Genomic DNA, 25,971 nt, shown 5'->3' on the forward strand with positions numbered 1-25,971 from the left:
CCGGCGTTTGAGGACGCGCCCGGAGGGCGCTGGGGTCCGGGGTCTCCCCGGTTTCGGGAAGGGGCGGGGCAGGGGAACAAAGCGCCGCAGGCGCCAAGGCCCGCGGCGGAGCCGCACATCGGGCGCAGCCGAGCTGCAGAAGACCTACCCGTCCAGAGACTCCCGCGTCGCGTTCGACGGGCCCCGTGTCGTCGCCGCGGCTACCGATTCCGCCGCCCGCAGCACCCGTACCGCGTTCTTCCACGTCAGCTTCGCCAAGTCGCCCTCCGACCAGCCCCGTCGCAGGAGTTCCGCGATCAGGTTCGGGTAGCCCGATACGTCCGGCAGATCCGACGGGGTGAACGCCGTGCCGTCGAAGTCGCCGCCGATGCCGATGTGGTCGATGCCCGCGATCTCGCGCATGTGGTCGAGGTGGTCGGCGACCGTCGATGTGGTGGCGAGGGGGCGGGGGTTGGTGGCCTCGAAGGCGCGGTGCACGGCCATCGCCTCGGCCGTGGTGTCGAGGTGGTGCAGGCCGTGGGCCCGCATGTTCTCGTCCGCGGCGCGCGTCCAGGCGACGGCCTCCGGGAGGATGAACTTCGGGACGAAGGTGGCCATGGCCACGCCGCCGTTCGCGGGCAGCGCCGCCAGGACGTCGTCGGGCACGTTGCGCGGGTGGTCGCAGACGGCCCGCGCGGAGGAGTGCGAGAAGATCACCGGCGCCTCGCCGACCCGCAGGGCGTCCCGCATCGTGTCGGCGGAGACGTGCGAGAGGTCGACGAGCATGCCGAGGCGGTTCATCTCCCGCACGACCTCCTCGCCGAAGGCGGTCAGCCCGCCCGCGGCGGGCGCGTCGGTCGCGGAGTCGGCCCACGGGACGTTGTCGTTGTGGGTCAGCGTCATGTAGCGCACGCCGAGGCGGTGCAGGGCGCGGAGCGTGGCGAGGGAGCTGTTGATGCTGTGGCCGCCCTCGGCGCCCATGAGGGAGGCGATCCGGCCCTCGGCGCGCGCCGCCTCCATGTCGTCCGCGGTGAACGCGAGCCGCAGGTCGGCAGGGTAGCGGGCGGCCAACTGGCGTACGGCGTCGACCTGTTCCAGCGTGGCGCTGACGGCCTCGTCGCCGGCCATGTCGGTGCGGACGTACACGGACCAGAACTGCGCCCCCACGCCGCCCGCGCGCAGCCGCGGCAGGTCGGTGTGGAGGCCGGCGCTCTGGTCGGTGGCGATGTCGCGCCGGTCGAGGTCGTAGCGCACCTGCTGCCGCAGGGCCCAGGGGAGGTCGTTGTGGCCGTCGGCGACGGGGTGGGCGGCGAGCAGTTCGCGGGCGCGGGCGAGGTGGTCGCTCACGGCGGTCACTTCCCGAAGCCGAAGCCGTCGTTGCCGGTGGCCTTCGCGCGCAGCCGGCGGCCCTTCTCGGTGGCCTGTTCGTTGAGTTCGTCCTGGAAGCGGCGCATCCGCTCCAGCAGTTCGCCGTCGTGGGCGGCGAGCATGCGGACGGCGAGCAGGCCGGCGTTGCGGGCGCCCGCGACGGAGACGGTGGCGACGGGGACCCCGGCCGGCATCTGCACGATGGAGAGCAGGGAGTCCATGCCGTCGAGGTACTTCAGCGGGACGGGCACGCCGATCACCGGCAGCGGGGTGACGGAGGCCAGCATGCCGGGGAGGTGGGCCGCTCCCCCGGCGCCCGCGATGACGGCCTTGAGGCCGCGGCCGGCGGCCTGCTCCCCGTACGCGATCATCTCGCGGGGCATCCGGTGCGCGGAGACGACGTCGACCTCGTAGGGGACGTCGAATTCGTCGAGGGCCTTGGCGGCGGCCTCCATGACGGGCCAGTCGGAGTCGGAGCCCATGACGATGCCGACCAGGGGGGAGCTGTTCGTCATTCGGTGATCGTTCCTCGCAGGTATCCGGCGGCGTGGCTCGCGCGCTCGCGCACGTCGGCCAGGTCGTCGCCGTAGGTGTTGACGTGTCCGACCTTGCGGCCGGGCTTCACGTCCTTGCCGTACATGTGGATCTTCAGGCCCGGGTCCCGCGCCATGCAATGCAGATAGGCGGAGTACATGTCGGGGTAGTCGCCGCCGAGGACGTTGGCCATGACGGTCCACTTCGCGCGCGGCCGCGGGTCGCCGAGCGGGAGGTCGAGCACGGCGCGTACGTGGTTGGCGAACTGCGAGGTGATCGCGCCGTCCTGGGTCCAGTGGCCGGAGTTGTGCGGGCGCATGGCCAGCTCGTTGACGAGGACGGCGGGGGTGCCGTCCGCGCGGCGGATCTCGAAGAGCTCGACGGCGAGGTGGCCGACCACCCCGAGCTCCTTGGCGATCTTCAGGGCGAGCTGCTGCGCGTGGGCGGAGAGCTCCTCGGAGAGGCCGGGGGCGGGGGCGATGACGGTGTCGCAGACGCCGTCGACCTGGATGGACTCGACGACGGGATAGGAGACGGCCTGGCCGTGCGGGGAGCGGACGACGTTGGCGGCGAGCTCGCGGACGAAGGCGACCTTCTCCTCGGCGAGCACGGGCACCCCGGCGCGGAAGGGTTCACCCGCCTCTTCTGCGTCACGGACGATCCAAACCCCCTTTCCGTCATAACCGCCGCGGACCGTCTTCAGGACGACGGGAAAGCCCTCGCCCTCCGCGGCGAACCGCTCGACGTCGGCGGGGTCCTCGACGATGCGGTGCCGGGGGCACGGCACTCCGATCGCGTCGAGCTTCGCCCGCATCACGCCCTTGTCCTGGGCGTGCACCAACGCGTCGGGCCCCGGGCGGACGGGAATCCCGTCCGCCTCCAGGGCCCGGAGGTGCTCGGTGGGTACGTGCTCGTGATCGAAGGTGATCACATCGCAGCCTTGTGCGAAAGCACGAAGCGTTTCCAGGTCGCGGTGGTCGCCGATGACGACGTCGCTGACCGCCTGGGCCGCCGAGTCCTGCGGGGTGTCACTGAGCAGCTTGAACTTGATGCCGAGGGGGATGCCCGCCTCGTGGGTCATACGGGCGAGCTGACCGCCGCCGACCATGCCGACTACCGGGAACGTCACGCCCCCAGGGTATCCGTACGTGCGAACCGCTCCCGAACCCTCTTGGAGGATCATCCCAAGAGCGAGGAACTCGCACGATGGCCGATATGGCGTGCGTTCGCCCCGCGTTCACCGATGCCCTCTCTCGGCGGCCCGGAGCGCTGGATAGCATGAATGCCGCCCATGTCCCCGGACAGCCCCACACGACGGAGCCTGACGATCTTTATGAGTCAACGGCACACCATGCGTTCCCGGCTGCGGAGGCTGGCCCGCGAGATAGCCAAGTTCGGCGCGGTCGGGGCCATCGGGTTCGTGGTCAACTTCATCGTCTTCAACATCTGCGTCCACGGGTTCCACCTCGCCGTGGTGCGCTCGGGCGTGATCGCGACGGTGGTCGCCATCGCGACCAACTACGTCGGCAACCGCTACTGGACCTACCGCGACTGCGACACCAGCCGGCGCAGCCGTGAGCTGTCGCTGTTCCTGTTGTTCAGCGGCATCGGCCTGGTCATCGAGAACGGCATCCTGGCGCTCTCGCACTACGGCTTCGGCATGACGTCCCCGCTCGCGGACAACATCGCGAAGAACGTCGTCGGCCTCGGCATCGGCACGGTCTTCCGCTTCTGGTCCTACCGCACGTGGGTCTTCCGGGCCCTCCCGGCGCGCGAGGCGGTGCAGACGGCGGAGTCCTTCCTCGCGGACGGACCTCCGGCCCGCGTCGACGCGCCGTAATCGACGCGCCGTAGCGGCGCGGTGGCGGCTCAGGCCGCCCCGGCACCGTCCGTCTGGTCGCCTTCGAGGCTGAGGAACAGCGCGAAGACCGGCGGGTTGGCCTGGAGGAGCTCCAGGCGCCCGCCGTCCGCCTCGGCGAGGTCGCGGGCGACCGCCAGGCCCAGCCCCGTGGAGTTCCGGCCGCTGACCGTCCGCTCGAAGACCCGGGCGCCCAGGTCCGGCGGTACGCCCGGCCCTTCGTCCGTGACCTCCACGACCGCCTGGGTGCCGGTGACGCGGGTGCGCAGGGCGACCGTGCCGTCCCCGTGCATCAGCGAGTTCTCGATGAGCGTCGCGAGCACCTGCGAGACCGCGCCCGGGGTGCCGACGGCCCGCAGCCGCTGCTTGCCGGAGCGCACGATGGCCCGTCCCTCGCTGCGCGAGGCGGGGCGCCACTCCTCGATCTGCTGCTTGACGACCTCGTCGAGGTCGAAGGTGACGGCCGAGCCGGCCTTGGGGTCGCGGGAGTTGGTGAGCAGCCGCTGGACGACGTCGGTGAGCCGCTCCACCTGGGTGAGGGCGATCGTCGCCTCCTCCTTGACCGTGTCCGGGTCGTCGGTGAGCGTGATCTCCTCCAGCCGCATCGACAGCGCCGTCAGCGGTGTGCGCAGCTGGTGCGAGGCGTCGGCGGCGAGCCGGCGCTCGGCGGTGAGCATCCGGGCGATCCGCTCGGCGCTGGAGTCCAGGACGTCCGCCACCCGGTCCAGCTCGGGCACGCCGTAGCGGCGGTGCCGGGGGCGGGGGTCGCCGGAGCCGAGGCGCTCGGCGGTCTCGGCCAGGTCGATCAGCGGGGCGGTGAGCCGGTTCGCCTGCCGTACGGCGAGGAAGACGGCGGCCACCACGGCGAGCAGGGCCACCGCGAGAATGACCAGCAGGGTGCGGCCGACCTCGCGGCTGACCGTGGAGCGGGACGCCTCGACCCGTACCGTCTCGCCCTGCCCGCCCTTGAGCTCCGCGGTGATGAGGCCGCCCTTGGGGCGGGTGCCGATCTCGATGACCGGCCGGCCGGGGATCTCGACCCGGGCGTAGCGCTGGGGCGTGATCTGCTCGCTGAGGATCCCCGACTCCACCCGCTCCCCGCCGACCAGCCGGCTGTCGACGATGGATTCCAGGCGTACGGCCTCCGACTGCACGCTCTCCTGCGCGCTGTTCTCGATCGTGCGGGTCTCGACGATGACGAGCGAGATCCCGAACACGGCGATCACGACGAGCACGACGGCGAGCGTGGAGTTGATCAGTCGGCGGCGCACGGTGCCCTCCGGGCGGGTGATACGTGAACAGCCCGGCAGCGGGGCTCTGGGCCGGGTCGGCTCAGCTCTTCTCGAAGCGGAAGCCGACGCCGCGGACGGTGGCGATGTAGCGCGGGTTGGCGGCGTCGTCCCCGAGCTTCTTGCGGAGCCAGGAGATGTGCATGTCGAGGGTCTTGGTGGAGGACCACCAGGTGGTGTCCCAGACCTCGCGCATCAGCTGGTCGCGGGTGACGACCCGGCCGGCGTCCCGCACGAGCACGCGGAGCAGGTCGAACTCCTTGGCCGTGAGCTGGAGTTCCTCGTCGCCCATCCAGGCGCGGTGCGACTCGACGTCGATCCGCACGCCGTGGGTGGCGGGGGGCTGCTGCTGGGACTCGACGGTGCCGCGGCGCAGCAGGGCGCGCACGCGGGCCAGCAGTTCGGCGAGCCGGAAGGGCTTGGTGACGTAGTCGTCGGCGCCGGCGTCCAGGCCGACCACGGTGTCCACCTCGTCGGCGCGGGCCGTGAGGACCAGGACGGGGAAGCCGTGGCCTTCGGTGCGCAGCCGGCGGCAGACCTCCAGGCCGTCCATGCCGGGCAGCCCGAGGTCGAGGACGAGCAGGTCCACCCCTCCCTTGAGGCCGGCGTCGAGCGCCGTGGGACCGTCTTCGCGCACCTCCACCTCGTAACCCTCGCGGCGCAGGGCGCGTGCGAGCGGTTCCGAGATGGACGCGTCATCCTCGGCGAGCAGTACTCGGGTCATGGCTTGATGGTAGTCCGCCCGGGCGCACGTCAGAGGTGCACTCAGAGCTACCGACGGCAACACTTCCCCAAGACCAAACTCACCTTCGAACGTATGCGAATGGTTCCGGGCTCACCTGTGATCCATGTCTCAACTCCTTCCTTATCCGGGCGGGGTGTGACGTATGGTGACCAGACGTCTGTAGCACCATCGGGGGACCTTCGGCACGACCACATCTCGCCGGAGGTCTCTGTTGTGCGCGGGGCTGTTCCCTCAGCCTTGTTACACAGTGAATGACCTGTCGGCCGGGTCCGCCGCGCGAAGGTGCGCGGGGGCGTGGATCCCGGAGTACGGCTGTCCTGCCGGTCCCTCACGAGGGGACCGAACCCCTAGGGCGTGGGGGCGGGCAGTGCAGTAGCCGGTGCCGGCCAACCCCCACCCGGGCGCGTAACAGCTCCATCACGCGTCCCGAGCACACAAGGATCGACCATGGCGTCCAGCCTGACGAAGGGTGCTGCTCCTCAGGAGACCACTCCTGCTTCCAGCGGCAAGACCTTCCTTGGCCACCCCAGCGGGTTGGCCATTCTCTTCATGACCGAGATGTGGGAGCGCTTCTCCTACTACGGCATGAGGGCCCTTCTCGTCGTCTATCTGATCGCAGGCGGCCCGGACGCCAAGCCCGGCAGCCAGGGCGGCGGTCTGGCGATGCCCGAGGCCACCTCGGTCGCCATCTACTCCGTCTACGTGGCGATGGTGTACCTGCTCGCCATGCCCGGCGGCTGGTTCGGTGACCGTGTCTGGGGTCCGCGCAAGACGGTGGCCATCGCGGCCAGCGTCATCATGGCCGGTCACCTGGTCCTGGCCATGCCCGGGAAGCCGACCTTCTTCGCCGGCCTCGCGCTGGTGGCGATCGGCTCGGGTCTGCTGAAGGCCAACATCTCCACGATGGTCGGTCACCTCTACGACGGTCCCAAGGACCCGCGCCGTGACGGTGGCTTCACGCTCTTCTACATCGGCATCAACGTCGGCGCCTTCGCCGCCCCGCTGGTGATCGGCACCGTCGGCCAGAAGTACAACTGGCACCTGGGCTTCGCGATCGCCGCCGTCGGCATGGGCATCGGTCTGCTGATCTTCCTGCTGGGCACCCGTCACCTGAACCCGAAGAGCAGCCAGGTCCCGACCCCGCTGACGGTCGCCGAGCGCAACTCCTGGCTGAAGAAGGGCCTGATCTGGCTCGTCGTCGCGGCGGTCTTCTACGGCATCGTGATCGGCACGGGCGTCTTCACGATCAACTGGGCCCTGGTCCCGATCGCGCTGCTCGGCCTGTTCATCCCGATCTTCGTGCTGGCGCGCATCAAGCGCGACAAGGAGCTGTCGGAGACCGAGCAGACCAAGGTCAGCGGCTACATCTGGTTCTTCGTCGCGGCCGCCGTGTTCTGGATGATCTTCGACCAGGGCGGGTCGACGATGTCGACCTTCGCCGAGAAGAAGACCGCGGACAGCATCTTCGGCTTCGACTTCCCGTCCACCTGGTTCCAGTCGGTCAACTCGCTGTGGGTCGTGGCCCTGGCGCCGGTCTTCGCGGCCCTGTGGCTGGCGCTCGCCCGCCGCAAGCGCGAGCCCAGCACCACGGTGAAGTTCGCCTCGGCGATGGTCTTCGTCGGCCTCTCGTTCGTCCTCTTCGCGCTTCCGATGTCGATGGCGTCCGACGGCACGAAGGTCAGCCCGATGTGGCTGATCGCGATCTACGGCCTCCAGACCGTGGGCGAGCTGTGCCTGTCCCCGGTGGGTCTGTCCCTGACCACCAAGATGGCGCCGGCGAAGTACGCCAGCCAGATGATGGGCGTGTGGTTCCTCGCGGTCACCGCGGGCGACTGCGTCATGACCCTGCTGGTCACGGCTGGTGCCGACCTCAACGGCACGGGCATGATGCTGGGCCAGGCCGCGGCCGCCATCCTGGCGGGTGCCGGTATCTGGCTGAACCGCAAGAAGATCATCGGGCTGATGGGCGACGTCCGCTGACGCGGTCGACTCCGTAACGCTTCGTAACGCAGAGAGCCCCCCGGGGGTGATGGCGCGCCATCACTCCGGGGGGCTCTTTGGTTTACGCCCCGTCCGGCGGACGCGCCTTCGCGCGGGTGGTGGACCGGTGGCGCGCGCCCCCGCCCGGCGCCTCCGCGGCGCGTGAGGGATCCGCCTCCGGCCTGAACCACGGCAGGGAGCCGTCGCCGGCCCCGCCGGACCGCTCGCGCGGCCGTACGCGCCCCACCACCGCCATGCCCAAGCGGAAGACCCCCACCGGCACCACCACGCACAGCAGGATCCAGAAGAGGGTCACGCCCCACGGCCGTCCCACGGCCCACGGCTCCTCCACCAGCACCTTGTCCCCGTACTTCAGGGACACCTGGTAGTCGCCGTACGCCCCGGCCGCCAGCTCCACGTCCAGCGGGACGCGGGCCCGCGCGCCCGCCGCGATCGTGCCCCGCCAGCGCTGCTTCTCCCACTCGGGCGCGAGCACGCCGTGCGCGGTGCCGAGCTCGAGGACGGGGTCCTTGGCGGGCGTGGAGCCCAGATTGCCGAGGGTGACGACCAGCCGCCGGTGCGGCGGCGCCCCGAACCACGTGAGCAGCCCGCTGCTCCCCTCCAGCCGCGCGTCCAGGACGCCGAGCCGCTCCCCGCCGGTCCGCGGCGGCAGGGACGCGACGGGGTGCCCGGCCACCTTGAGCACCGCGTCCACGGCCACCGGGTCGCCCGTGACGGTCGCCACGTGCACCACACAGGGGCACGGCCTGGGCGGCTCGGCGACCGGGATCCGCGTGCCGAAGCGGCCGTCGCCGCCGGTGGTCACGGTGCGCCCGTCGGCGTTGGCGCAGGTGTCGGTGCCGCCGATCATGTCCTGGCCGCAGATGAGGAGCGTGAGCAGGGTCCGGGGCCGCCATCCGGTGCCGCTGACAGTGAGGGTGGCGCCCTTGCCCGCCTCGGACCTGTCGAGCCGCAGGGCGGGCCCGTCGGCGGCCGCGCGGGCGGCGGGCGGCAGAAGACACGCCAGTGTCAGCAGCAGGGCCGCCACGCCCGCCCAGCGGGCCTTCACGCCGCGGCTCCCGCACGCCGGGCGCGCCTGGAGCGGCGTACGAACAGGAGCGCCGCCGCGACGAGAACGGCGGCGAGCCCGCCCAGGGCCGGGAGCAGCCAAGGGAGGGGCGTGTAGGAGCCGGAGGCGGTCGCGCGGGCGCCGCCGGGCGCGGTGGCGGTGAGGCGGACCCGTACGGAGTCCAGGCGCGGCGCGTCCGCCCACCGCTCCGCGAGCCGCACGCTCCGGCCGGGCGGCAGCCGGCTGGGCACGCCCGTGGCCGTACGGCGCAGGACCGTGCCGAAGAGGCCGTCCGCGCGGATGTCCAGCCGTGGGGAGAGCGCGGTGTTGCCGCGGTTGACCAGCGCGTAGTGGATGACCGCGCCACCGCCTTCGCGGCTGACGCGTACGTGCTCCACGGCGAGCGCGGGCAGCGCGGCGCCGGTCACCCGCACGGCCAGCGGTACGCGCACCCGCCGCCCCTCCCCGCTGACGACGAGCGCGCCCGGATGGTCCCCGGGCGCCGCGGTGACGGGCACGGCCACGGCGAACGGCACGTCCGCCCGGGTACGCGCCGGGATCTTCACCCGGCGCGCGGCGAGCGAGACCCAGGACCCGTCCGCCCGCACGTCGAGGGAGCGCGCGGTGTCACCGGGGTTGATGACGGACAGCTTGTCCTGGAACACGGTGCCGGGGTCGCCCTCCAGCTCGAAGGAGGTCCGGTCGTCGGGGCGGGGCGTGCTTCTGCCCGCGGGGGCGGGGGTGGCGGTCCATTGCCGGGGGTTGGGGGTGGCGTGGGCGGTGGGGGCGGCGGTCAGGAGGACGATGCAGATCGCTGCGAGGTGGTGCGGCTTCATGGGCGGCTCCCGGTGTGCGTCTGCGCCTGCGGCGGGCTTGCGGGCCGGTTCGCCGCCTGCGGCGGGAGCGGCCTGCGGCCGCGTCCTCAAACGCCGGACGGGCTGATGGTGCGGACCGTAACCAGCACACTCAGCCCGTCCGGCGTTTGAGGACAACGCGCGAAGCGTGTTGCTGGGGGCCTGGGGGCTCGCCCCCAGTTTCGGGAAGGGGCGGGGCTGGGGAAAAAAGCCCGCCGCAGGCGCCCCCGACCCGCACCCCCACCCCGCACCGCCTAGCGCGCAGCGCCCCGCCGCCGCGTCAGCCAAAGCGCCCCGGCGACCCCGGTCAGCAACACCGTCCCCCCGAGCGTCCCGAGCGCGACCGCCGAATCCGCCGGCCCCGTCTGCGGCAACTGCCCACCACCGGTGGACCCACCACTCGCAGCCGACCCGCCCGTACTGCCGGACCCACCCGTACCGCCCGAACCACCCGTGGTCGAACCGCCGGTCGTGGAGCCGCCCGTCGTGGAGCCGCCCGTCGACGACCCGCCCGCCTTGACCTCCAGCGTCAGTGACGGCTTGGGGTTGTTGGACGGTGTGCAGGTCGTCGTCGTGCCGAGGGCGGAGATCGTGAGGGTGGAGGCGGTGAAGGTGACGGTGCCGCTCTTCTTCGGGGTGTACGTGCCCGACAAGTCGCTGATCTTGATGGGGGTGTTGGCGGGGATCTCCTCGGAGTTGGCGGGGCCCTCCACGGCCACCGTGCCGCTGTCCGCGCCGCCGAGCTTGACGACCGCGCTCGGCTTCATCGCGCCCTTGCCGAGCGGGACGGGGCTGGAGGAGACGCCCTTCTCGAAGGACATGGTGAGCTTGTAGGAGTCGCCGCTCGCGACGCCTTTGATGTCGATGGGCGACACCGCGCTCTTGTCGCCGATGGGGGTCTTGCACTGGTAGTCGACGTCGACCGTGTCCGCGTGCGCGGCGGGCGCGGCCAGCAGGAGGGCCGTTCCCCCGGCGACGGTCGCGGCGAGCGCGAGCGCGCCCGTACGGCGAGTGGGCCGGCGCTGGATGTGGGACACCTCGGGTTCCCCTCTCGTCCGGTGCCGTAGCCGTGCATCACTGACGGCACATCAGATCGGGCGCCGACAGTACGCCGGGGACCTCGAGGAGGGAAGACGCGTAACGCGCTATGCCGGAGCGGCGAGCTCCGCCCAGACCGTCTTGCCGGTGCCGCCCTCGTCGCGCACGACCCCCCAGTCCAGGCAGAGCCGCTGCACGATGAACATGCCGTGGCCGCCGGGGCGGCCCGCGCGGTGCGGGGTGCGGGGCGCGGGGGTGCCGGCGCCGAGGTCGGCGACCTCCAGCCGCAGCACCTTGCCGGCGAAGCTCACGCGCAGCTCCTCGGGGCCGTCGGCGTGCAGGCAGGCGTTGGTGACCAGCTCGGAGACGACCAGCAGGACGTCCTCGGCGGCCGCGCGGTGGTCGGCGGTCGCGGCGGGCAGCCAGCCCCAGTCCTGGAGCGCCTGGCGGGTGAAGTCCCGGGAACGGGGAACGGCGCCGCTGGCCCCGACGAGGCGGAGGCGGCGGACCTGGCCCGCTGACGGCGGGTGGGCATCGGCGGAGGCGCCGTCCGCGTCCGGACCGGGCTCGCCCGGCGGCGGGTACGGCCGCGTGGTGCTCATCAGCGCTTCACCTCACCGATTCACCGACTCAGGGTTTGTTTGGATACCAGGCACTCAGAACAGATGCAGTACAGATTCAGCAGACTCCTGCCCGGCCGATCCGCGGGAACACCCACTTCTTCGGCATGGCTCCTGTGACACGGGTAACCCAAGAGTTACGCACAGGTGGGAGTGGTGACGCCCGTCACTCGGAGATCGCGGCGTCCAGCGTGTCGTGCACGGTGAAGACGGCTTCCGCGCCGGTGATCTCGAAGACCCTGGCGACGACCGGCTGCATGGCGGCGAGGTGGATGGATCCACCCGCGGCCTCGGCGACCAGCCGGGCGCCCAGCAGCACGTTGAGCCCGGTGGAGTCGCAGAACTCCAGCTTCGAGCAGTCCACGACCACGCGCGCGCTGATGTCCGCGACGCTGGCCTCCAGGGGTTCGCGCAGCAGCTCGGCGGTGTGGTGATCGAGCTCACCCGTCGGCGTCACGACCGCACTGGCTCCGTGGCGCCGGACCTCTACATTCAGCCGGCCCTTGCTTGCGCTGCCGACCATCCCGCGGTCCATGCGCATCCCTTCCCGGTTGCTTGCGTGGACGGCTGAACACTACGCCTTCGACACGACGTCCGGTAGCCGAACATCCGTTATTTACCGACAAAGTCGGACAACACGGACTTGCCAGGGAGTGGTGAAGACCGGTAGGGCTAGTAGAGGACATCCACCACGGACGGCTTTGGAGGCGCCGCAAACCGCAGCAAGAAGTCAAGGCATCGGCGGCCATATGCCGAGAATGATGGAGGACACATGTCACCCCGGCTCGACGCACCGCGCACCGGAACCCTTCGGGAGACCGCGTCGTCGGCGACCCCGCACGAACGGAGCGAGCCCGACATCGCGGGGCTCCCCGCGATCCCGCCCTACGACGAGGTGGGTCCGGACGACGCGCGGGCCCTGTCCAAGACCCTCTTCGCCCGCCTCGCGGAGCTTGAGGAGGGCACCCACGAATACGCGTACGTCCGCAACACCCTGGTCGAGCTCAACCTGGCCCTGGTCCGGTTCGCCGCCTCGCGGTTCCGCACCCGCAGCGAGCCGATGGAGGACATCGTCCAGGTCGGCACGATCGGTCTGATCAAGGCGATCGACCGCTTCGAGCTCAGCAGGGGCGTCGAGTTCCCCACCTTCGCGATGCCGACGATCATCGGCGAGATCAAGCGCTTCTTCCGCGACACGAGCTGGTCCGTGCGCGTCCCCCGGCGGCTCCAGGAGCTCCGCCTCGACCTCGCGCGGACCCGCGACGAGATGGCGCAGCAGCTCGACCGCTCCCCCACGGTCGCCGAGCTCGCCGAACGGCTCGGCCTGGCCGAGGAAGAGGTCATCGAGGGCATGGCCGCGAGCAACGCGTACACCGCGAGCTCGCTGGACGCCCAGCCCACCGAGGACGACACCGAGGGCACGCTCTCGGCCCGCATCGGCTACGAGGACCACGGCCTCGAAGGCATCGAGTACGTGGAGTCCCTCAAGCCGCTGATCGCCGAACTCCGGCCCCGCGACCGGAAGATCCTCTCCCTGCGCTTCGTGGCGAACATGACGCAGTCGGAGATAGGCGAGGAGCTGGGCATCTCCCAGATGCACGTCTCGCGGCTGCTGTCGCGCACGCTCGTGCGGCTGCGCCGGGGGCTCCTGGTCGAGGAGTGACCCGGTCACTTGCGATGGCAGACGAACTGCCGGCTGCCGTCGTCACCGGTCTGGATCACGGCACTCGCACACCCCTCGGGGCACCGCGGCGGCGCGGCATGCGCGCTGCGGCGGCGCTCCGGGGGGTGATCGCATGTGGAGCAGTACCACACGGGCGCGTAGGGGTAGGTGACGTCCCACCACATCGGACTGCCGCAGCGCCTGCACCTGACCAGGGGCGGCCTGCTCTGATCGACGTTCACCCGGGCATGGTCCCGCCCGGCCGCCGCGCGTGACGGGCGGGCGGCTCCGGCCTCACCCGTACGGGGACGACCGGGCCGATTCGCACCGGACGTCAATCCAGGCGACCCCACCATGTGAATAAGTGCAAGATGTCGCCATGAGCGTGAGCATAGACATCACCGGCCTGCCGCCCGAGCGCATCGTCTTCGAGGCGTCGCCGCTGGCCGAGCTGTGCATCACGCTGCACGTCCTGTCCGAGCCCGGCCACCACCCGGGGCCGGCGGGCTGGGCCAATGCGACCGCCGGCGCGCTCCGGCAGGATCTCGCCGAGCGGCTGTGCGAAGCGGACTTCCTGTGGCGGCATGCCTTCTCCGACCTCTTCATGCCGTACTCCGGGCTGCGCGGCGGTGACGGCCGGACGGGCCGGACGCTCGCCGAGGAGCTGGACCAGCTGGACCGGCTGGACGACGACCAGTTCGTCACCACCGCCCTGGAGTTCACCTGCCTCGCCGCCTACAACACGGGCGCCCCCTCGCCGCTCGCCGACCGGGCCACCCGTGCCAGGGCACTGGAGCTGGCCACCGCCCGCGGCCCCCGGCAGCTGGACTTCACCGAGCGGCTGCTGAAGGACCCCGCCTCCGTACGCGCGTGGGTGCGCCGCCTGCTGGAGGACTGCGACGACGCCTTCTTCGCGGCCGTCTGGCGGGAGGCCGAGCCTGTGCTCGCCGCCGACACCCGGCACAAGACGGAACTGCTGCGCCGCAAGGGGCTGAGCGAGGCCCTGGCCGAGGTCTCCCCCGCGGTCACCCTGGAGGACGGCGGCGGACTCATCCGTATCGACAAACTGACGGAGGGACACACGTCGGCCGTGGACCCGGCGGTGGGCGCGGGTCTGACGTTCGTGCCGTCGCGCTTCGGGTGGCCGCACTTGATGGTGCTGCACCGCCCCGGCTGGCGCCCGGTCGTCCACTATCCGATCGGCTCGCCCCAACTGCCGCCGCCGGCCTCGGTCGAGCTCCTGAAACTGCGCCTGGAGGCACTGGCCCACCCGGTCCGCATCCAGCTCTGCCGCAGCATGGCCCGCGCGCCGCACACGACGGGCGAACTCGCGGGCATCCTGGGCATCAGCGCACCGGAGGTCTCACGCCACTTGGGCGTGCTGAAGAAGGCGGGCCTGATCACGGCTCGACGGCGCGGCCGGTACGTCAACTATCAGCTGGACGTGCTGGCGGTGGCGCGGCTGAGCGGTGAGTTCCTGGAGGGGATCCTGCGCTGACGGTTGCGACGTCAGCCGTACTCGCCGAGAGCAACGGCCAGCCGGCGCCCCTCCGTAGCCCCCCGCCGCAACAGCAGGGTGGCGGTCGCATGCAGCTCGTTCCACGCGTGCGGCCGCCCGACCGCGGCGGCGTCGTTGAGGGAGCCCAGGGCGACGGAGAGGGCTTGCTCCGGCTCTCCCGCGCCGGCGAGGGCGTGGGAGAGGCAGGCGCGGTACCAGGTGCCGTCGCGGCGGTAGCTGTCGGGCAGAGCGGCGAGCCCGGCAGTGAGCTGTTCGATCGCACGTGACCATCCCCGCAAGTGCAGTTCGGCCATGCCTCGTTGGAGCGTGAACCACGTCTCGTCGTAGAAGTACATCCACGGCGGCTGGTCCTCGGGGCGCTCGGCGGCGAGCGCCATGAGCTTCTGGCCCTCGTCCAGCAGGCGGCGCGCCTCGTCGGCTTCCTGGTTCAGCGCGTGCCCACGCGCCGCCATCTGTACGGCCATGGCCTGAACACCCAGGGAGCTGCCGGGCGCGGACCACCGCGACGCCTCGGCCAGCCGCACGCAACGGGCGGCGCGGCCTTTTGACCACGCCATGTGCGCCTTCATGTTGAGGGTCGTCGCCGCCATGTCCGCGTCCCCGGCCTCCAGCGCCCACTCGTGGGAGCGGTCGTACCAGGCCAGCGCGGTCGCGGTGTCGTCCTGGTCCTGCGCCATCCACGCGAGGAACTGGGCGTGCTCCGAGGCGAGCAGCACCAGGCGGTCGGCCATGGCTCCGCGCGCGCTCGCGTGCAGGTCCATGACGGTACGGAGCTGGCCGCGCACGAGGTCGACCAGCGGGCGTGAGCCGATCACGTCCTCCGCCCGGCGGTGCTCGGCGAGCAGCCGGTCGAGCCAGTCCAGGGTGGCGGTGTCCACGCGCGCGGAGCCGTCGACCACGCTCGTCACCCGTGCGAGGAGGTCCGCGTCCGGAGCGGAGTCCGGCAGCCGCAGGCCCGGGACGGCGCCCGCGTCGGGCCGCTCCCCCGCGAGCGTCCACAGCTCCGGCGGGACGCCGAGGCCGGAGGCGATGCGCTGACGTACCTCCACAGAGGTCACACGCCGCCGGCCGCGCTCGATGTCGGACACGTCGGACTGCGCGAGCCCGGTCAGCTCACCGGCCTTCGTCTGACTGATGCGCGTGAGCTTCCGGTACGTCCGCAGGACGTCGCCCCAGTCCTCCCCCGCGACCGCCGCCACCAGTTGAGGATGAGCCCAGACGTCCACCACGTGATCCCTCACCATCCGAATATAGGGCGCCCTATAGGGCCTTGGGATGGGTTCCCCTTCCGGAGTGCGTGACGGTACCGCCATGGATGACGCACAGAGCTCCGCGCAGGAGCGAACGAACCCGGACGGGACCCCCGAGCCCGGAACGCTGATGCTGGACGGAAAGAGCGACCGCATCGGCGTGGTCATGGAGACCACGCCGACCCGCGTCTTCCTCCGGCCCCCGCACGGCGGGCGGGAGTGGGAGACCGGTCGGGAGACCGTCCGGGCCGTCACCCGGAGGGACACGCTCCGGGTGGGCGTGGCCGCCGTCGACGCCCGTAGCCGGGGGCGCGCATGACCGGCACCGCGCCGCCGCCCTCACGATCGTGCATCGCGTGTTCGAGGATCCTGCTGGGGCGTGCGAGAGAGGCCCGAGAGGGTCGCTTCGACGTCGTCCAGGACCTGAACCGGCAACTCGAAACGCACCGGCGGGCGGTGCACGCGTGACGGGGCCCGTACGCGGATAGGAGGAGTCGAGGACGAAGCACCACGGCGTAGCGCCCTCTCGGAGGAACATCACCGGCATGAGCGAAGAGTGCTGCACCGGCCCCCATCAGTTCTGCAAGGGGTGCCGGGGAAGCGGGTATTACCAGGCGCTCACGCTCTACGTGAGTCAGTCCGGCCAGGCCGGGGAGATGTCGGCGGCCCACACGTGCCCGGCGTGCAAGGGGCGTGGGATCTTCTGCCGGCGGTTCCTGCCGTGCGAGGACGAGCACGAGGACGACACCCCGGCGATCGGCCCGGACGTCGTCCCGCCCGTGTGACGCGTGGGGCAGGGGCTACTTCGTGCACAGAGCTGTGGACAAGACCTTCAGGGCCGCGGTGTCGGCCTGCTCGGTCTTGGTCATGTCCTTCGAGAGGGCGAGCGTGATCTGGCGCTTGCCGTCGGCCGAGGTGAAGCTGAACGTGTTGTAGCCGGGGACGCTGCCGGTGTGGCCCCAGACCGGCTTCTCGCCGGGGCAGTAGGCGGAGTTGCTCTCCAGGCCCAGGCCGTATTTGCGGGTCTCGCCGCGGTCCGTGTCGTGCAGGGTGTTCATCTCGCGCCACAGGTGCGGGGGGAGCAGCTTGCCGCCGGCGAGGGCGCGGTAGAAGCGGTTGAGGTCGGCGGTGGTGGAGACGAGGTTGCCGGGGCCCCAGAAGGCCGTGGGGCTGAAGTCGGCGTAGTCGGTGGGGGCGCTCTCGCCGGGGAACTGTTCGTAGCCGTGCAGGTGCGGGCCGGCGAGGCGCTCGGAGGTGGGTATCGAGGTGCCGGTGAGGTGGAGCGGGCGGATGATGCGCCGGGTGATGGCCTGGTCCAGGGTGGCGCCGGTGCGCTTCTCGACGAGCATGCCGAGGATGACGTAATTGGTGTTGGAATAGGCCCACTTGCCCGCCTCGCCGGGCTCGAACGTACGCGGCTCCTTCAGGGCCATGTCCACCAGTTCGCGGGGCGTGTAGTGGGAGTGCTGAAGGCTGCGCAGGGGGTCGGGCCGCTTCTGGAGCACATCGGTGTAGTTGGGGATCCCGCTGGTGTGATCGAGCAGCTGCCGTACGGTGACGGGCGCGCCGTCCTTGCCGTCGGGGACGAGGCCGGGGAGGTGGCGGCCGATGGGGTCGTCGAGGCGGACCTCGCCCTCGTCGACGAGCTGGAGGACGACGGCGGAGACGAAGCTCTTGGTCACGCTCCCGGCCCGGAACCGGTCCCCGGCCTGCGCGCGCCGCCCGTCCGCGAGGTCGGCGACGCCGCTGCCGCCGCGCCAGACCCCGCCGGCGTCCCGCACCTCGGCCACCGCTCCGGGCACGCCTTGGGCGACGACCGCGTCGAGGGCGTGCTGGAGGGCGGCCCGGTCGGCGCCACGGGCGGCAGGCGCGGCGGGCGCGGCGGCGACGGCCGGCCCGGCGGCGGGCGCGAGGGCCGCGGCGGCGAGCACTACGGAGACGACGGCGGTTCTGCGGCGCATGATCGGATGCCTCTCGGTGGCGGCTGGCTGATACTCCGTCAACCTATGCGGCGGCCGCGCCCAACGCGCTCATGACCAGGGAGGATTCCGCGTCGCCCAACCCTTAGAGGCCCCTTGGAGGCCACCCTGAGGGGTCACCCTGAGGCGCCCCTACGGTCAGACCTCCCGCACGCCGCCCCGCCAGACCGCCGAGACCAGCGGGACGCCGGGCCGGTAGGCGAGGTGCACGTGCGAAGGGGCGTCGAGGAGGACGAGATCGGCGCGGGCGCCGGGGGTCACGCGGCCGACGTCGGTGCGCCGCAGGGCCGCCGCGCCGCCCGCCGTCGCCGACCAGACGGCCTCGTCGGGGGTCATCCCCATGTCGCGTACGGCGAGGGCGATGCAGAAGGGCACCGAACTCGTGTAGGACGAGCCGGGGTTGCAGTCCGTGGACAGCGCGACCGTGGCGCCCGCGTCGAGCAGCCGGCGCGCGTCGGGCCAGGGGGCGCGTGTGGAGAACTCCGCGCCGGGCAGCAGCGTGGCCACGGTGCCGCCGTTCGCGAGGGCGTCGACGTCGGCGTCCGTGAGGTGGGTGCAGTGGTCGGCGGAGGCCGCTCCCAGCTCGACGGCCAGCTGGACACCGGGGCCGTAGGTGAGCTGGTTGGCGTGGACGCGGGGGATCAGGCCGCGCGCCGCACCGGCGGTGAGGATCGTACGGGCCTGGTCGCCGTCGAAGGCGCCCTTCTCGCAGAACACGTCGACCCAACGGGCGTGCGGGGCGCAGGCGTCGAGCATCGCGCCGGTGACGAGGCCGACGTACCCGGCGGGGTCCTCGGCGTAGTCGGGCGGGACGATGTGCGCGCCGAGATAGGTGACCTCGTCGGTGTGGGCGGCGGCGATCCGCAGGGCGCGCGCCTCGTCCTCGACGGTGAGGCCGTAGCCGGACTTGGTCTCCAGGGTCGTGGTGCCCTGGCGCCGCGCCTCGCGTATGTGGCGCAGGAGGTTGGCCTCCAGCGCCTCGTCGGTGGCGGCGCGGGTGGCGGCGACGGTGGTGCGGATGCCGCCCGCGCTGTAACTCTGACCGGACATGCGGGCGTTGAACTCGGCGGTGCGGTCGCCCGCGAACACCAGGTGGGAGTGGGAGTCGACGAAGCCGGGGAGCGCGGCCCGGCCCTCGGCGTCGACGCGGTTGTCAGTGGCGGGTGCTTTGCTGGAAGCACCGACCCAGGCGATGCGGTCACCGTCGACGACGACCGCCGCGTCCTGGATCTGACCGAGGGGGCCCGCGCCGAGGGAGGGGTCGTTGGTGACGAGGTTGCTGATGCCGGTGATGACCGTGGTCGCCATGGGGGTGTGGCTCTCCTTCGGCTTCTGCTGGTTCGGTTCGTGGGCGGGCGCGGGGGCCGGGCGGGGGCGGCGGGCCCCCGCCCGGGATGGCCCGGGTGTCAGGGGTGTCAGTCCCGCAGCGCCGCGATGGACTCCGCGAGAGCGCCCGGCACGTCGGGGACGAGCTGGTGGGCCCCGTCCCGTACGACGTGGCGGCCGCCGACCACCGTGTGCCGCACGTCCGCGCCGGTCGCCGCGAATACGGCCGTCTCGGCGCCCAGGTGCGGCGGCGGGCCCGCGGTGCGCACGGAGTCCAGCGCGATCGTGGTGAGGTCGGCGAGCGCGCCCTGCTCGATACGGCCCGCGTCGTCCCAGCCGAGGGCCGCGTGGCCGTCGGCGGTGGCCGCGCGCAGCAGCTGGGCCGCCGTCCAGTGGCCGCGGGTGTGGGAGTGCAGCCGCTCGTCCAGCTCCATCGCGCGCGCCTCTTCGAGGATGTCGATGACGGCGTGGCTGTCGCTGCCCAGCGACAGCGGGGACCCCGCGCTCTGCAGCCGGTGGGCAGGGCCGATGCCGTCAGCGAGGTCCCGCTCGGTGGTGGGGCACATGCAGATGCCGGTGTGCGAGTGACCGAGGAGGCGGATGTCACCAGGGGTGAGATGCGTGGCGTGGACGGCCGTGGTGCGCGGCCCGAGCACGCCGTGGTCCGACAGCAGCGCGGTGGGCGTGAAGCCGTGGGCCTCGACGCAGGCGTCGTTCTCGGCGGTCTGCTCGGAGAGGTGGACGTGCAGCGGGGCCTCGCGCTCCTGCGCCCAGGCGGCGACGGTGCCCAGCTGGTCGACGGGCACGGCGCGTACGGAGTGGACGGCCGCGCCGATCCGGGTGTTGCCGTCGCCCTTGAGCGCGGCGGCGCGCTCCGCCCACGCCTCGGCGGTGCCGTCGCTGAAGCGGAGCTGGTGCTGGTTGGGCTCCGCGCCGAAGCCGGAGGAGAGATAGCAGGTGTCGAGGAGGGTGATGCGGATGCCGGCGTCGGCGGCGGCCGCGATCAGTGCCTCGCCCATGGCGTTGGCGTTGTCGTAGCGCCCGCCGCCGGGGGCGTGGTGAAGGTAGTGGAACTCGCCGACGGCCGTGATGCCGGCGAGGACCATCTCGGCGTAGGTGGCGCGGGCGAGCGCGAAGTAGCTCTCGGGGGTGAGGCGGTCGGCGACGCCGTACATGACCTCGCGCCAGGTCCAGAAGTTGCCGGGCGTCCGCTCGGCCGCCTCTGCCGCCTGCCCGCCGTGGGCCCGCGCGGGGGCGGCCGTGGCGCGGCCCGCCTGGACGACGCCGCGCAGGGCGCGGTGGAAGGCGTGGCTGTGGGCGTTCGCCAGCCCGGGGAGCGTGAGCCCGCGCAGGGTCACCGCGCCGGGCGGCGGGGCGGGCACGTCCCGGCGCACGGCCGCGATCCGGCCGTCGTCGCCGGTCTCCACGACCACGCCGGGCACGACCCCGGTGTCGAGGAGGGCGTGCTCCGCCCAGTAGGTCTGCCTCGTCAGCGACACGCCAGGCCCTCCAGTACGTCGGCGAGTGCGGTCACCCCGGCCAGGCAGTCGTCCTCGGCCGCCGTTTCGGCGGGTGAGTGGGAGACGCCCGTGGGGTTGCGTACGAACAGCATGGCGGTCGGGACGGCTCCGGAGAGGATTCCGGCGTCGTGTCCCGCGCCCGTGCCCAGGACGGGGAGCTCCGCGCGGCCGGCCTTGGCCAGGATCCGGCCGAGCTCGTCGCGCAGGGCGTGCTCGAACTCGACGACGGGGGTGAAGGACTCGCGGGTGACCGTCACGTCGATGCCGTCGCGCTCGCCGCGCTCCACGGCCGCCTTCTCGATCTCGGCGACGACCAGGTCGAGGGTGTCCTGGTCGGCGGCGCGGGAGTCGAGCCAGCCCCTGACCAGGGAAGGGATGGCGTTGACGCCGTTCGGCTCGACGCCGACCTTGCCGAAGGTGGCGAGGGCGCCGGCGAGCCGGGCCTTCTTGCGGGCGGCGAGGACGGTGTTGGCGTAGGTGAGCATCGGGTCGCGGCGGTCCTCCAGGCGGGTGGTGCCCGCGTGGTTGGCCTCGCCGCGGAAGTCGAACCGCCAGCGGCCGTGCGGCCAGATGGCGGAGGCGATGCCCACGGGGTGCTCGGTGCCGGCGAGGGCCCGGCCCTGTTCGACGTGCAGTTCGACGAAGGCGCCGATGCGGGCGAGCCTCTCGGGATCGGCGCCGATGCCCTCCGGGTCGTGTCCGGCGCGCTCCATGGCCTGCGGCAGGGACAGCCCGTCGGCGTCGCGCAGCCGGTGGGCCGCCTCGGCCGTGAGCTGCCCGGCGGTCAGCCGCGAGCCCACGCAGGCGAGCCCGAAGCGGGCGCCTTCCTCGTCACCGAAGTTGACGATGGCGAGGGGGCGCGTCGGCCGGGCCCCGCGGGCGCGGAGCTCGTCGAGCGCGGCGAAGGACGACACGACGCCGAGGGGGCCGTCGAAGGCGCCCCCGTCGGGGACGGAGTCCAGGTGCGAGCCGGTGACGACGGCGTCGCCCGCGGTGGGGTCGCCGAGCCAGGCCCACTGGTTGCCGTTGCGGTCCTGCTCGTAGGCGAGGCCGCGGGTCTCCGCCTGCGCGCGGAACCACGCGCGGCAGTCGGCGTCGGCTTCCGTCCAGGCGTAGCGGCGGTAGCCGCCGGAGTCCGCGGCGCGGCCGATGGGGGCGAGGTCGCGCCACATCTCGTGGAAGGAGGGAGCCCCTGGGCTGGGGGTTGCGCGCCGCGCGCCGGGTGCGCCTGCGGCGGGCTCTTCCCCTACCCCGCCCCTTCCCGAAACTGGGGGCAAGCCCCCAGACCCCCGCAACACGCTTCGCGCGCTGTCCTCAAACTCCCCCAGACTCCGTCCGGAGGTGCCCCCACGGGCTGGATTCACGGAACCCCGGCCTTGGTCCTCCGTCACGCGGTCTCACCCTCCCGCATCGGGACGCGGACCCCGCGGTCCTCCGCCACCGACTCCGCGATGTCGTAGCCCGCGTCCACGTGCCGGATGACGCCCATGCCCGGGTCGTTGGTGAGGACGCGGCGGATCTTCTCGCCCGCCAGCGGCGTGCCGTCGGCGACCGTCACCTGGCCCGCGTGGATGGAGCGGCCCATGCCGACGCCGCCGCCGTGGTGGAGGGAGACCCAGGACGCGCCGGAGGCGACGTTGACCATGGCGTTCAGCAGCGGCCAGTCCGCGATCGCGTCGGAGCCGTCGAGCATGGCCTCGGTCTCGCGGTAGGGGGAAGCCACCGAGCCGCAGTCGAGGTGGTCGCGGCCGATGACGATCGGCGCGGACAGCTCGCCCGAGGCCACCATGTCGTTGAAGCGCTCGCCCGCGCGGTCCCGCTCGCCGTAGCCGAGCCAGCAGATACGGGCCGGGAGGCCCTGGAAGTGGACGCGCTCCTGCGCCATCTTGATCCAGCGCGCGAGGGACTCGTTCTCGGGGAAGAGGTCGAGGATCGCCTTGTCGGTGGCGTGGATGTCCTTGGGGTCGCCGGACAGCGCCGCCCACCGGAAGGGGCCCTTGCCCTCGCAGAACAGCGGCCGGATGTACGCGGGCACGAAGCCGGGGAACGCGAAGGCCCGGTCGTAGCCGGCGAGCTGGGCCTCGCCGCGAATGGAGTTGCCGTAGTCGAAGACCTCGGCCCCGGCGTCCATGAAGCCGACCATGGCCTCGACGTGACGGGCCATCGACTCCCGGGCCCGCTGGGTGAAGTCGGCGGGCTTCTCGGCCGCGTACGAGGCCATCTCGTCGAAGTCCACGCCGACGGGGAGGTACGCGAGCGGGTCGTGGGCGGACGTCTGGTCCGTGACGATGTCGATGGGGGCGTCCATGGCGAGCAGCTGCGGGACGAGCTCCGCCGCGTTGCCGAGGACACCGATCGACAGCGGGCGGCGGGCGTCGCGCGCCTCGACGGCGAGCTGGAGGGCGTGGTCGAGGGAGTCGGCCTTGACGTCGAGGTAGCGGTGCTCGATGCGGCGCTCGATGGCGCGCGGGTCGCAGTCGATGCAGAGCGCGACGCCGTCGTTCATGGTGACGGCGAGCGGCTGGGCGCCGCCCATGCCGCCGAGCCCGGCGGTCAGCGTGATCGTGCCGGCGAGCGTGCCGCCGAACTTCTTGGCGGCGACGGCGGAGAACGTCTCGTACGTGCCCTGGAGGATGCCCTGGGTGCCGATGTAGATCCACGAACCGGCCGTCATCTGGCCGTACATGGTGAGGCCGAGGGCTTCGAGCCGCCGGAACTCCTCCCAGTTGGCCCAGTCGCCGACGAGGTTGGAGTTGGCGATCAGGACGCGCGGGGCCCACTCGTGGGTCTGCATCACGCCGACCGGGCGGCCGGACTGGACGAGCATCGTCTCGTCCTGCTTCAGCGTCTCCAGGGTGCGGACCATGGCGTCGAAGGAGCGCCAGTCACGGGCCGCCTTGCCGGTGCCGCCGTAGACGACCAGCTTGTCCGGGTGCTCGGCGACCTCGGGGTCGAGGTTGTTCTGGAGCATGCGGAGGGCGGCTTCCTGCTGCCACCCCAGCGTGCTCAGCTGCGTGCCGCGCGGCGCTCGGACGGGTCGCGGTCCGGACATGGGCCCTGCCTCCCTGGCGGCACTCCGTGGAGCGCCGGTGATCTGAAGAGAACCTTGAATAGAACGCTTCACATCTTGTGGCAGTGAATACCACCAGTCAACAGGCGCGGACCCCGGAAACGGAAGTCGCCGCCGCCGGTATTCGCCGCGCGACTTCGGGGCAATCAGTACGGAGCCGCCGAAAGGGAACCCCATGACCGCCAGAGACCAGGCCGTACGCGAAGCCGTCGCCCAGGGCGTCGTCGGCCCCCGCGAGCCGCTCGCCGGCCTCCTCGACGTCCGGGGCATCCGCGACGCCGCCACCGCCCTGCACACCGCCTTCCCCCGCACCGCCCTGCACACCTTCGCCGTCAAGGCCGCGCCCCTGGTCCCCGTCCTCCACCTGCTCGCCGGGGAGCGCGTGGGCTGCGAGGTCGCCAGCCCCGGCGAACTGGCCCTGGCACTGAGGGCCGGGGTCCCCCCGGACCGCGTCGTCCTGGACTCCCCCGCCAAGACGGCGGACGAGCTGCGCGAGGCGCTCGCCCACGGCATCGCGGTCAACGCCGACAACCGGCAGGAGCTGACCCGCCTGGACCGGCTCACGGCACAGGCCCCCACCGCCTCCCCCATCGGCGTCCGGGTCAACCCGCAGATCGGCACCGGCAGCATCGCGGCCCTGAGCACGGCCACGGCGACCTCGAAGTTCGGGGTGGCCCTGCGGGACGAGGGGGCGCGGGAGTGGCTGGTGCGGGCCTTCGCGGAACGGCCGTGGCTGACCCGGCTGCACGCCCACGTCGGCTCGCAGGGCTGCCCGCTCCCGCTGATGGCCGAGGGCGTACGGGACACCTACGACCTGGCCGAGGAGATCAACCGTGCGGTGGGCCGGCAGCAGGTGCGGACGCTGGACATCGGCGGCGGCCTGCCCGTGAACTTCGCGTCGGACGAGGTCACGCCCACGTTCGAGGAGTACGCGCGGCTGCTGGCGGCCACGGTGCCGGGCCTGTTCGACGGCCGCTACGGCGTGGTGACCGAGTTCGGCCGGTCACTGCTCGCGAAGAGCGGCATGGTGCTGGCCCGCGTGGAGTACACCAAAACGGCGGGCGGCCGCCGGATCGCCGTGACGCACGCGGGCGCGCAGGTGGCCACACGCACGGTCTTCGCGCCGGAGTCCTGGCCGCTGCGGGTGGTGGCGTACGACGCGCAGGGGCGCCCCAAACAGGGCCGCCCCGTGCCCCAGACCGTCGCCGGTCCGTGCTGCTTCGCGGGCGACCTGATCGCCGTGGACCGGCCGCTGCCGCCGCTGGAGCCGGGCGACCACGTGGCACTGCTGGACACCGGCGCGTACTACTTCTCGAACCACTTCGCGTACAACTCGCTCCCCCGCCCGGGGGTTTACGGCTACGCGTCGGCAGAAGGCAGCACGCGGTTCGCCACCGTGCGCGCCCCGCAGAGCCTGGAGGAGCTGGTCACCGAGAGCGGCGCCGCCCACGCCACGGGACTCAGCGCGCTGCGCTGACCGCCGCCCCGCCTGTACGGCCCGGTCCACGGCCACGGCGGCGGGCACCGCCCGGCAGCGCGTCGCCCGCGGCGAGCCCGGTGGTGAGGTAGCCGGCGGCGGGAGCCGACCGCGCCCACTCCGCGCGCACCCAGAACAGCGTCTCGGCGTCCCGCTCCAGCCCGCCGATCCAGAGCGCCTTCGCCCACAGGCCCGCACCGGCACCGGCGAGCGCGAGGCCGCCCGCGGCGGGCACCGCGAAGGACGAGCCGACGGCCGCGAGGAAGGCGGCCAGCAGCCACCAGCGGCGTGCGCGCCGCCAGTTGCGCACGGTCACCCGGCGGTCCTGGAGGAAGACCGCCTTGCCCGCGCGGGACGCGCCGCGCGCGAGCTCCCGGTAGCGGCCGCGCCGGGCCAGGAAGACCGCGCCGGCCACGATCAGGAAGAGACCCGCCCCCGCGAGCAGCCCGATCCGCCGCCCGGTGAGCCCGGGGACGAGCGCGCCGACGGCCGCGCTCAGCAGGCCTGGCCACCACAGCCATGCGGCGGGTGCTCTGACGATCACTGCTACTCGGGCCAGTGCGCGTCCCATCGCGGAATCCTCCCTTTTGCCTGGGTTCTGGGGGCTTGTTGCCTGCGGCAGGCTAGCGAATGTTTCTGAGCGGGGGCTGAGAATCGGGGGGGTGCGGGTGGCTGGCGCCTGCGGCAGGCTTTTTCCCCTACCCGCCCCTTCCCGAAACTGGGGGCAAGCCCCCAGACCCCCGAACCGCGCGTTGGCCACGGTCCGCACCATCCAAGCCCGTCCGGCGATTGAGGGCGTTGAGGCTGCAGGGCGCGGTAGACGTCGAGCGCGG

Annotated in this window: 24 protein-coding genes; 7 read left to right on the forward strand and 17 right to left on the reverse strand. The window is 72.5% G+C overall.

Features of this window, described 5'->3' with window-relative positions; all coding sequences use genetic code 11:
* Positions 1-144 precede the first annotated feature (144 nt).
* Genes AB0435_RS30290 through AB0435_RS30300 form a run of 3 tightly spaced genes read right to left on the reverse strand, consistent with a single transcriptional unit; the run spans position 145 to position 3,010 of the window.
* A complete protein-coding gene (locus tag AB0435_RS30290; RefSeq protein ID WP_366428419.1) occupies positions 145-1,326 on the reverse strand; it encodes a dipeptidase in 1,182 nt (393 codons plus the stop codon).
* Positions 1,327-1,331: 5 nt separating this feature from the next.
* A complete protein-coding gene (gene purE / locus AB0435_RS30295; protein ID WP_366004329.1) occupies positions 1,332-1,862 on the reverse strand; it encodes a 5-(carboxyamino)imidazole ribonucleotide mutase in 531 nt (176 codons plus the stop codon).
* Positions 1,859-3,010: a 5-(carboxyamino)imidazole ribonucleotide synthase gene (locus tag AB0435_RS30300; protein WP_366428420.1), complete on the reverse strand. Its 1,152-nt coding sequence runs from the start codon at positions 3,008-3,010 to the stop codon at positions 1,859-1,861. Before AB0435_RS30300 ends, purE begins: the two co-directional genes overlap by 4 nt.
* Before the next feature lie 204 nt (positions 3,011-3,214).
* Here AB0435_RS30300 and AB0435_RS30305 point away from each other — a divergent pair, with 204 nt between their 5' ends.
* Positions 3,215-3,721: a GtrA family protein gene (locus tag AB0435_RS30305; protein WP_366004332.1), complete on the forward strand. Its 507-nt coding sequence runs from the start codon at positions 3,215-3,217 to the stop codon at positions 3,719-3,721.
* A gap of 29 nt (positions 3,722-3,750) precedes the next feature.
* Here the strand turns inward: AB0435_RS30305 and AB0435_RS30310 are convergent, their stop codons facing one another.
* Both AB0435_RS30310 and AB0435_RS30315 read right to left on the reverse strand, forming a co-directional pair.
* On the reverse strand, positions 3,751-5,010 hold the full coding sequence (locus AB0435_RS30310) for an ATP-binding protein (RefSeq protein ID WP_366004333.1): 1,260 nt from the start codon (positions 5,008-5,010) through the stop codon (positions 3,751-3,753).
* Between the two features lie 61 nt (positions 5,011-5,071).
* Positions 5,072-5,752 carry a response regulator transcription factor gene (locus AB0435_RS30315; RefSeq protein WP_366004334.1) on the reverse strand — a complete coding sequence of 227 codons (681 nt, stop codon included), beginning with the start codon at positions 5,750-5,752 and terminating at the stop codon, positions 5,072-5,074.
* A gap of 468 nt (positions 5,753-6,220) precedes the next feature.
* On the opposite strand from AB0435_RS30315, the gene AB0435_RS30320 reads away from it, so the two are divergent.
* Positions 6,221-7,753 carry an oligopeptide:H+ symporter gene (locus AB0435_RS30320; protein WP_366428421.1) on the forward strand — a complete coding sequence of 511 codons (1,533 nt, stop codon included), beginning with the start codon at positions 6,221-6,223 and terminating at the stop codon, positions 7,751-7,753.
* A gap of 82 nt (positions 7,754-7,835) precedes the next feature.
* Here AB0435_RS30320 and AB0435_RS30325 read toward each other — a convergent pair whose 3' ends face one another.
* From AB0435_RS30325 to AB0435_RS30345, 5 genes are all read right to left on the reverse strand, one after another.
* Complete coding sequence (locus AB0435_RS30325) at positions 7,836-8,822, reverse strand: hypothetical protein (RefSeq protein WP_366428422.1); 987 nt, start codon at positions 8,820-8,822, stop codon at positions 7,836-7,838.
* Complete coding sequence (locus AB0435_RS30330; protein ID WP_366428423.1) at positions 8,819-9,658, reverse strand: hypothetical protein; 840 nt, start codon at positions 9,656-9,658, stop codon at positions 8,819-8,821. Before AB0435_RS30330 ends, AB0435_RS30325 begins: the two co-directional genes overlap by 4 nt.
* 272 nt (positions 9,659-9,930) lie before the next feature.
* Positions 9,931-10,713: an LPXTG cell wall anchor domain-containing protein gene (locus AB0435_RS30335; protein ID WP_366428424.1), complete on the reverse strand. Its 783-nt coding sequence runs from the start codon at positions 10,711-10,713 to the stop codon at positions 9,931-9,933.
* 108 nt (positions 10,714-10,821) lie between these two features.
* The gene (locus AB0435_RS30340; protein ID WP_366004339.1) at positions 10,822-11,316 is read right to left on the reverse strand and encodes an ATP-binding protein; all 495 of its coding nucleotides are present in this window, start codon (positions 11,314-11,316) and stop codon (positions 10,822-10,824) included.
* A 184-nt stretch (positions 11,317-11,500) separates the two neighbouring features.
* Entirely contained in the window at positions 11,501-11,869 is a 369-nt protein-coding gene (locus AB0435_RS30345; protein WP_366004340.1) for an STAS domain-containing protein, read from the reverse strand.
* A gap of 237 nt (positions 11,870-12,106) precedes the next feature.
* On the opposite strand from AB0435_RS30345, the gene AB0435_RS30350 reads away from it, so the two are divergent.
* Both AB0435_RS30350 and AB0435_RS30355 read left to right on the forward strand, forming a co-directional pair.
* Positions 12,107-12,997 (forward strand): RNA polymerase sigma factor SigF, encoded by an 891-nt coding sequence (locus tag AB0435_RS30350; protein ID WP_366004341.1) that lies wholly within the window; start codon positions 12,107-12,109, stop codon positions 12,995-12,997.
* Between the two features lie 379 nt (positions 12,998-13,376).
* Positions 13,377-14,495, forward strand: a complete 1,119-nt coding sequence (locus AB0435_RS30355) for a DUF5937 family protein (protein ID WP_366428425.1) — start codon at positions 13,377-13,379, stop codon at positions 14,493-14,495.
* 11 nt (positions 14,496-14,506) lie between these two features.
* On the opposite strand, the gene AB0435_RS30360 is transcribed toward AB0435_RS30355, so the two are convergent.
* Complete coding sequence (locus AB0435_RS30360) at positions 14,507-15,757, reverse strand: helix-turn-helix transcriptional regulator (protein ID WP_366004344.1); 1,251 nt, start codon at positions 15,755-15,757, stop codon at positions 14,507-14,509.
* A gap of 70 nt (positions 15,758-15,827) precedes the next feature.
* On the opposite strand from AB0435_RS30360, the gene AB0435_RS30365 reads away from it, so the two are divergent.
* Complete coding sequence (locus AB0435_RS30365) at positions 15,828-16,085, forward strand: hypothetical protein (RefSeq protein ID WP_366004345.1); 258 nt, start codon at positions 15,828-15,830, stop codon at positions 16,083-16,085.
* A 226-nt stretch (positions 16,086-16,311) separates the two neighbouring features.
* The gene (locus AB0435_RS30370) at positions 16,312-16,551 is read left to right on the forward strand and encodes a hypothetical protein (RefSeq protein ID WP_366004346.1); all 240 of its coding nucleotides are present in this window, start codon (positions 16,312-16,314) and stop codon (positions 16,549-16,551) included.
* Positions 16,552-16,566: 15 nt separating this feature from the next.
* On the opposite strand, the gene AB0435_RS30375 is transcribed toward AB0435_RS30370, so the two are convergent.
* The 5 genes from AB0435_RS30375 to hutU all read right to left on the reverse strand — a co-directional run bounded on the left by AB0435_RS30375 (position 16,567) and on the right by hutU (position 23,643).
* Complete coding sequence (locus AB0435_RS30375) at positions 16,567-17,727, reverse strand: serine hydrolase domain-containing protein (protein ID WP_366004347.1); 1,161 nt, start codon at positions 17,725-17,727, stop codon at positions 16,567-16,569.
* A gap of 156 nt (positions 17,728-17,883) precedes the next feature.
* Complete coding sequence (gene hutI / locus AB0435_RS30380; protein WP_366004348.1) at positions 17,884-19,053, reverse strand: imidazolonepropionase; 1,170 nt, start codon at positions 19,051-19,053, stop codon at positions 17,884-17,886.
* 107 nt (positions 19,054-19,160) lie between these two features.
* The gene (locus AB0435_RS30385; protein WP_366428429.1) at positions 19,161-20,564 is read right to left on the reverse strand and encodes a formimidoylglutamate deiminase; all 1,404 of its coding nucleotides are present in this window, start codon (positions 20,562-20,564) and stop codon (positions 19,161-19,163) included.
* A complete protein-coding gene (locus AB0435_RS30390; RefSeq protein ID WP_366428426.1) occupies positions 20,561-21,763 on the reverse strand; it encodes an allantoate amidohydrolase in 1,203 nt (400 codons plus the stop codon). Before AB0435_RS30390 ends, AB0435_RS30385 begins: the two co-directional genes overlap by 4 nt.
* Before the next feature lie 215 nt (positions 21,764-21,978).
* A complete protein-coding gene (gene hutU / locus AB0435_RS30395) occupies positions 21,979-23,643 on the reverse strand; it encodes a urocanate hydratase (protein WP_366004351.1) in 1,665 nt (554 codons plus the stop codon).
* Positions 23,644-23,836: 193 nt separating this feature from the next.
* Here hutU and AB0435_RS30400 point away from each other — a divergent pair, with 193 nt between their 5' ends.
* Positions 23,837-25,138: a diaminopimelate decarboxylase gene (locus AB0435_RS30400; RefSeq protein ID WP_366428427.1), complete on the forward strand. Its 1,302-nt coding sequence runs from the start codon at positions 23,837-23,839 to the stop codon at positions 25,136-25,138.
* On the opposite strand, the gene AB0435_RS30405 is transcribed toward AB0435_RS30400, so the two are convergent.
* The gene (locus tag AB0435_RS30405; RefSeq protein ID WP_366428428.1) at positions 25,122-25,709 is read right to left on the reverse strand and encodes a hypothetical protein; all 588 of its coding nucleotides are present in this window, start codon (positions 25,707-25,709) and stop codon (positions 25,122-25,124) included. The genes AB0435_RS30400 and AB0435_RS30405 overlap by 17 nt on opposite strands.
* Positions 25,710-25,971: the final 262 nt, after the last annotated feature.

It is taken from the genome of Streptomyces sp. NPDC051173, from assembly GCF_040689515.1.
In the GTDB taxonomy this organism is placed as follows: Bacteria; Actinomycetota; Actinomycetes; order Streptomycetales; family Streptomycetaceae; genus Streptomyces.

Bases quoted from the DNA above. Each gene is read 5' to 3' on its own strand.
- AB0435_RS30365 (WP_366004345.1), top strand. From the start codon at position 15,828: ATGGATGACGCACAGAGCTCCGCGCAGGAGCGAACGAACCCGGACGGG.
- purE (WP_366004329.1), bottom strand. From the start codon at position 1,862: ATGACGAACAGCTCCCCCCTGGTCGGCATCGTCATGGGCTCCGACTCC.
- AB0435_RS30355 (WP_366428425.1), top strand. From the start codon at position 13,377: ATGAGCGTGAGCATAGACATCACCGGCCTGCCGCCCGAGCGCATCGTC.
- AB0435_RS30370 (WP_366004346.1), top strand. From the start codon at position 16,312: ATGAGCGAAGAGTGCTGCACCGGCCCCCATCAGTTCTGCAAGGGGTGC.
- AB0435_RS30375 (WP_366004347.1), bottom strand. From the start codon at position 17,727: ATGCGCCGCAGAACCGCCGTCGTCTCCGTAGTGCTCGCCGCCGCGGCC.
- AB0435_RS30315 (WP_366004334.1), bottom strand. From the start codon at position 5,752: ATGACCCGAGTACTGCTCGCCGAGGATGACGCGTCCATCTCGGAACCG.
- AB0435_RS30390 (WP_366428426.1), bottom strand. From the start codon at position 21,763: ATGTGGCGCGACCTCGCCCCCATCGGCCGCGCCGCGGACTCCGGCGGC.
- AB0435_RS30330 (WP_366428423.1), bottom strand. From the start codon at position 9,658: ATGAAGCCGCACCACCTCGCAGCGATCTGCATCGTCCTCCTGACCGCC.
- AB0435_RS30305 (WP_366004332.1), top strand. From the start codon at position 3,215: ATGAGTCAACGGCACACCATGCGTTCCCGGCTGCGGAGGCTGGCCCGC.
- AB0435_RS30350 (WP_366004341.1), top strand. From the start codon at position 12,107: ATGTCACCCCGGCTCGACGCACCGCGCACCGGAACCCTTCGGGAGACC.
- AB0435_RS30320 (WP_366428421.1), top strand. From the start codon at position 6,221: ATGGCGTCCAGCCTGACGAAGGGTGCTGCTCCTCAGGAGACCACTCCT.
- AB0435_RS30345 (WP_366004340.1), bottom strand. From the start codon at position 11,869: ATGGACCGCGGGATGGTCGGCAGCGCAAGCAAGGGCCGGCTGAATGTA.
- AB0435_RS30405 (WP_366428428.1), bottom strand. From the start codon at position 25,709: ATGGGACGCGCACTGGCCCGAGTAGCAGTGATCGTCAGAGCACCCGCC.
- hutU (WP_366004351.1), bottom strand. From the start codon at position 23,643: ATGTCCGGACCGCGACCCGTCCGAGCGCCGCGCGGCACGCAGCTGAGC.
- AB0435_RS30340 (WP_366004339.1), bottom strand. From the start codon at position 11,316: ATGAGCACCACGCGGCCGTACCCGCCGCCGGGCGAGCCCGGTCCGGAC.
- AB0435_RS30400 (WP_366428427.1), top strand. From the start codon at position 23,837: ATGACCGCCAGAGACCAGGCCGTACGCGAAGCCGTCGCCCAGGGCGTC.
- hutI (WP_366004348.1), bottom strand. From the start codon at position 19,053: ATGGCGACCACGGTCATCACCGGCATCAGCAACCTCGTCACCAACGAC.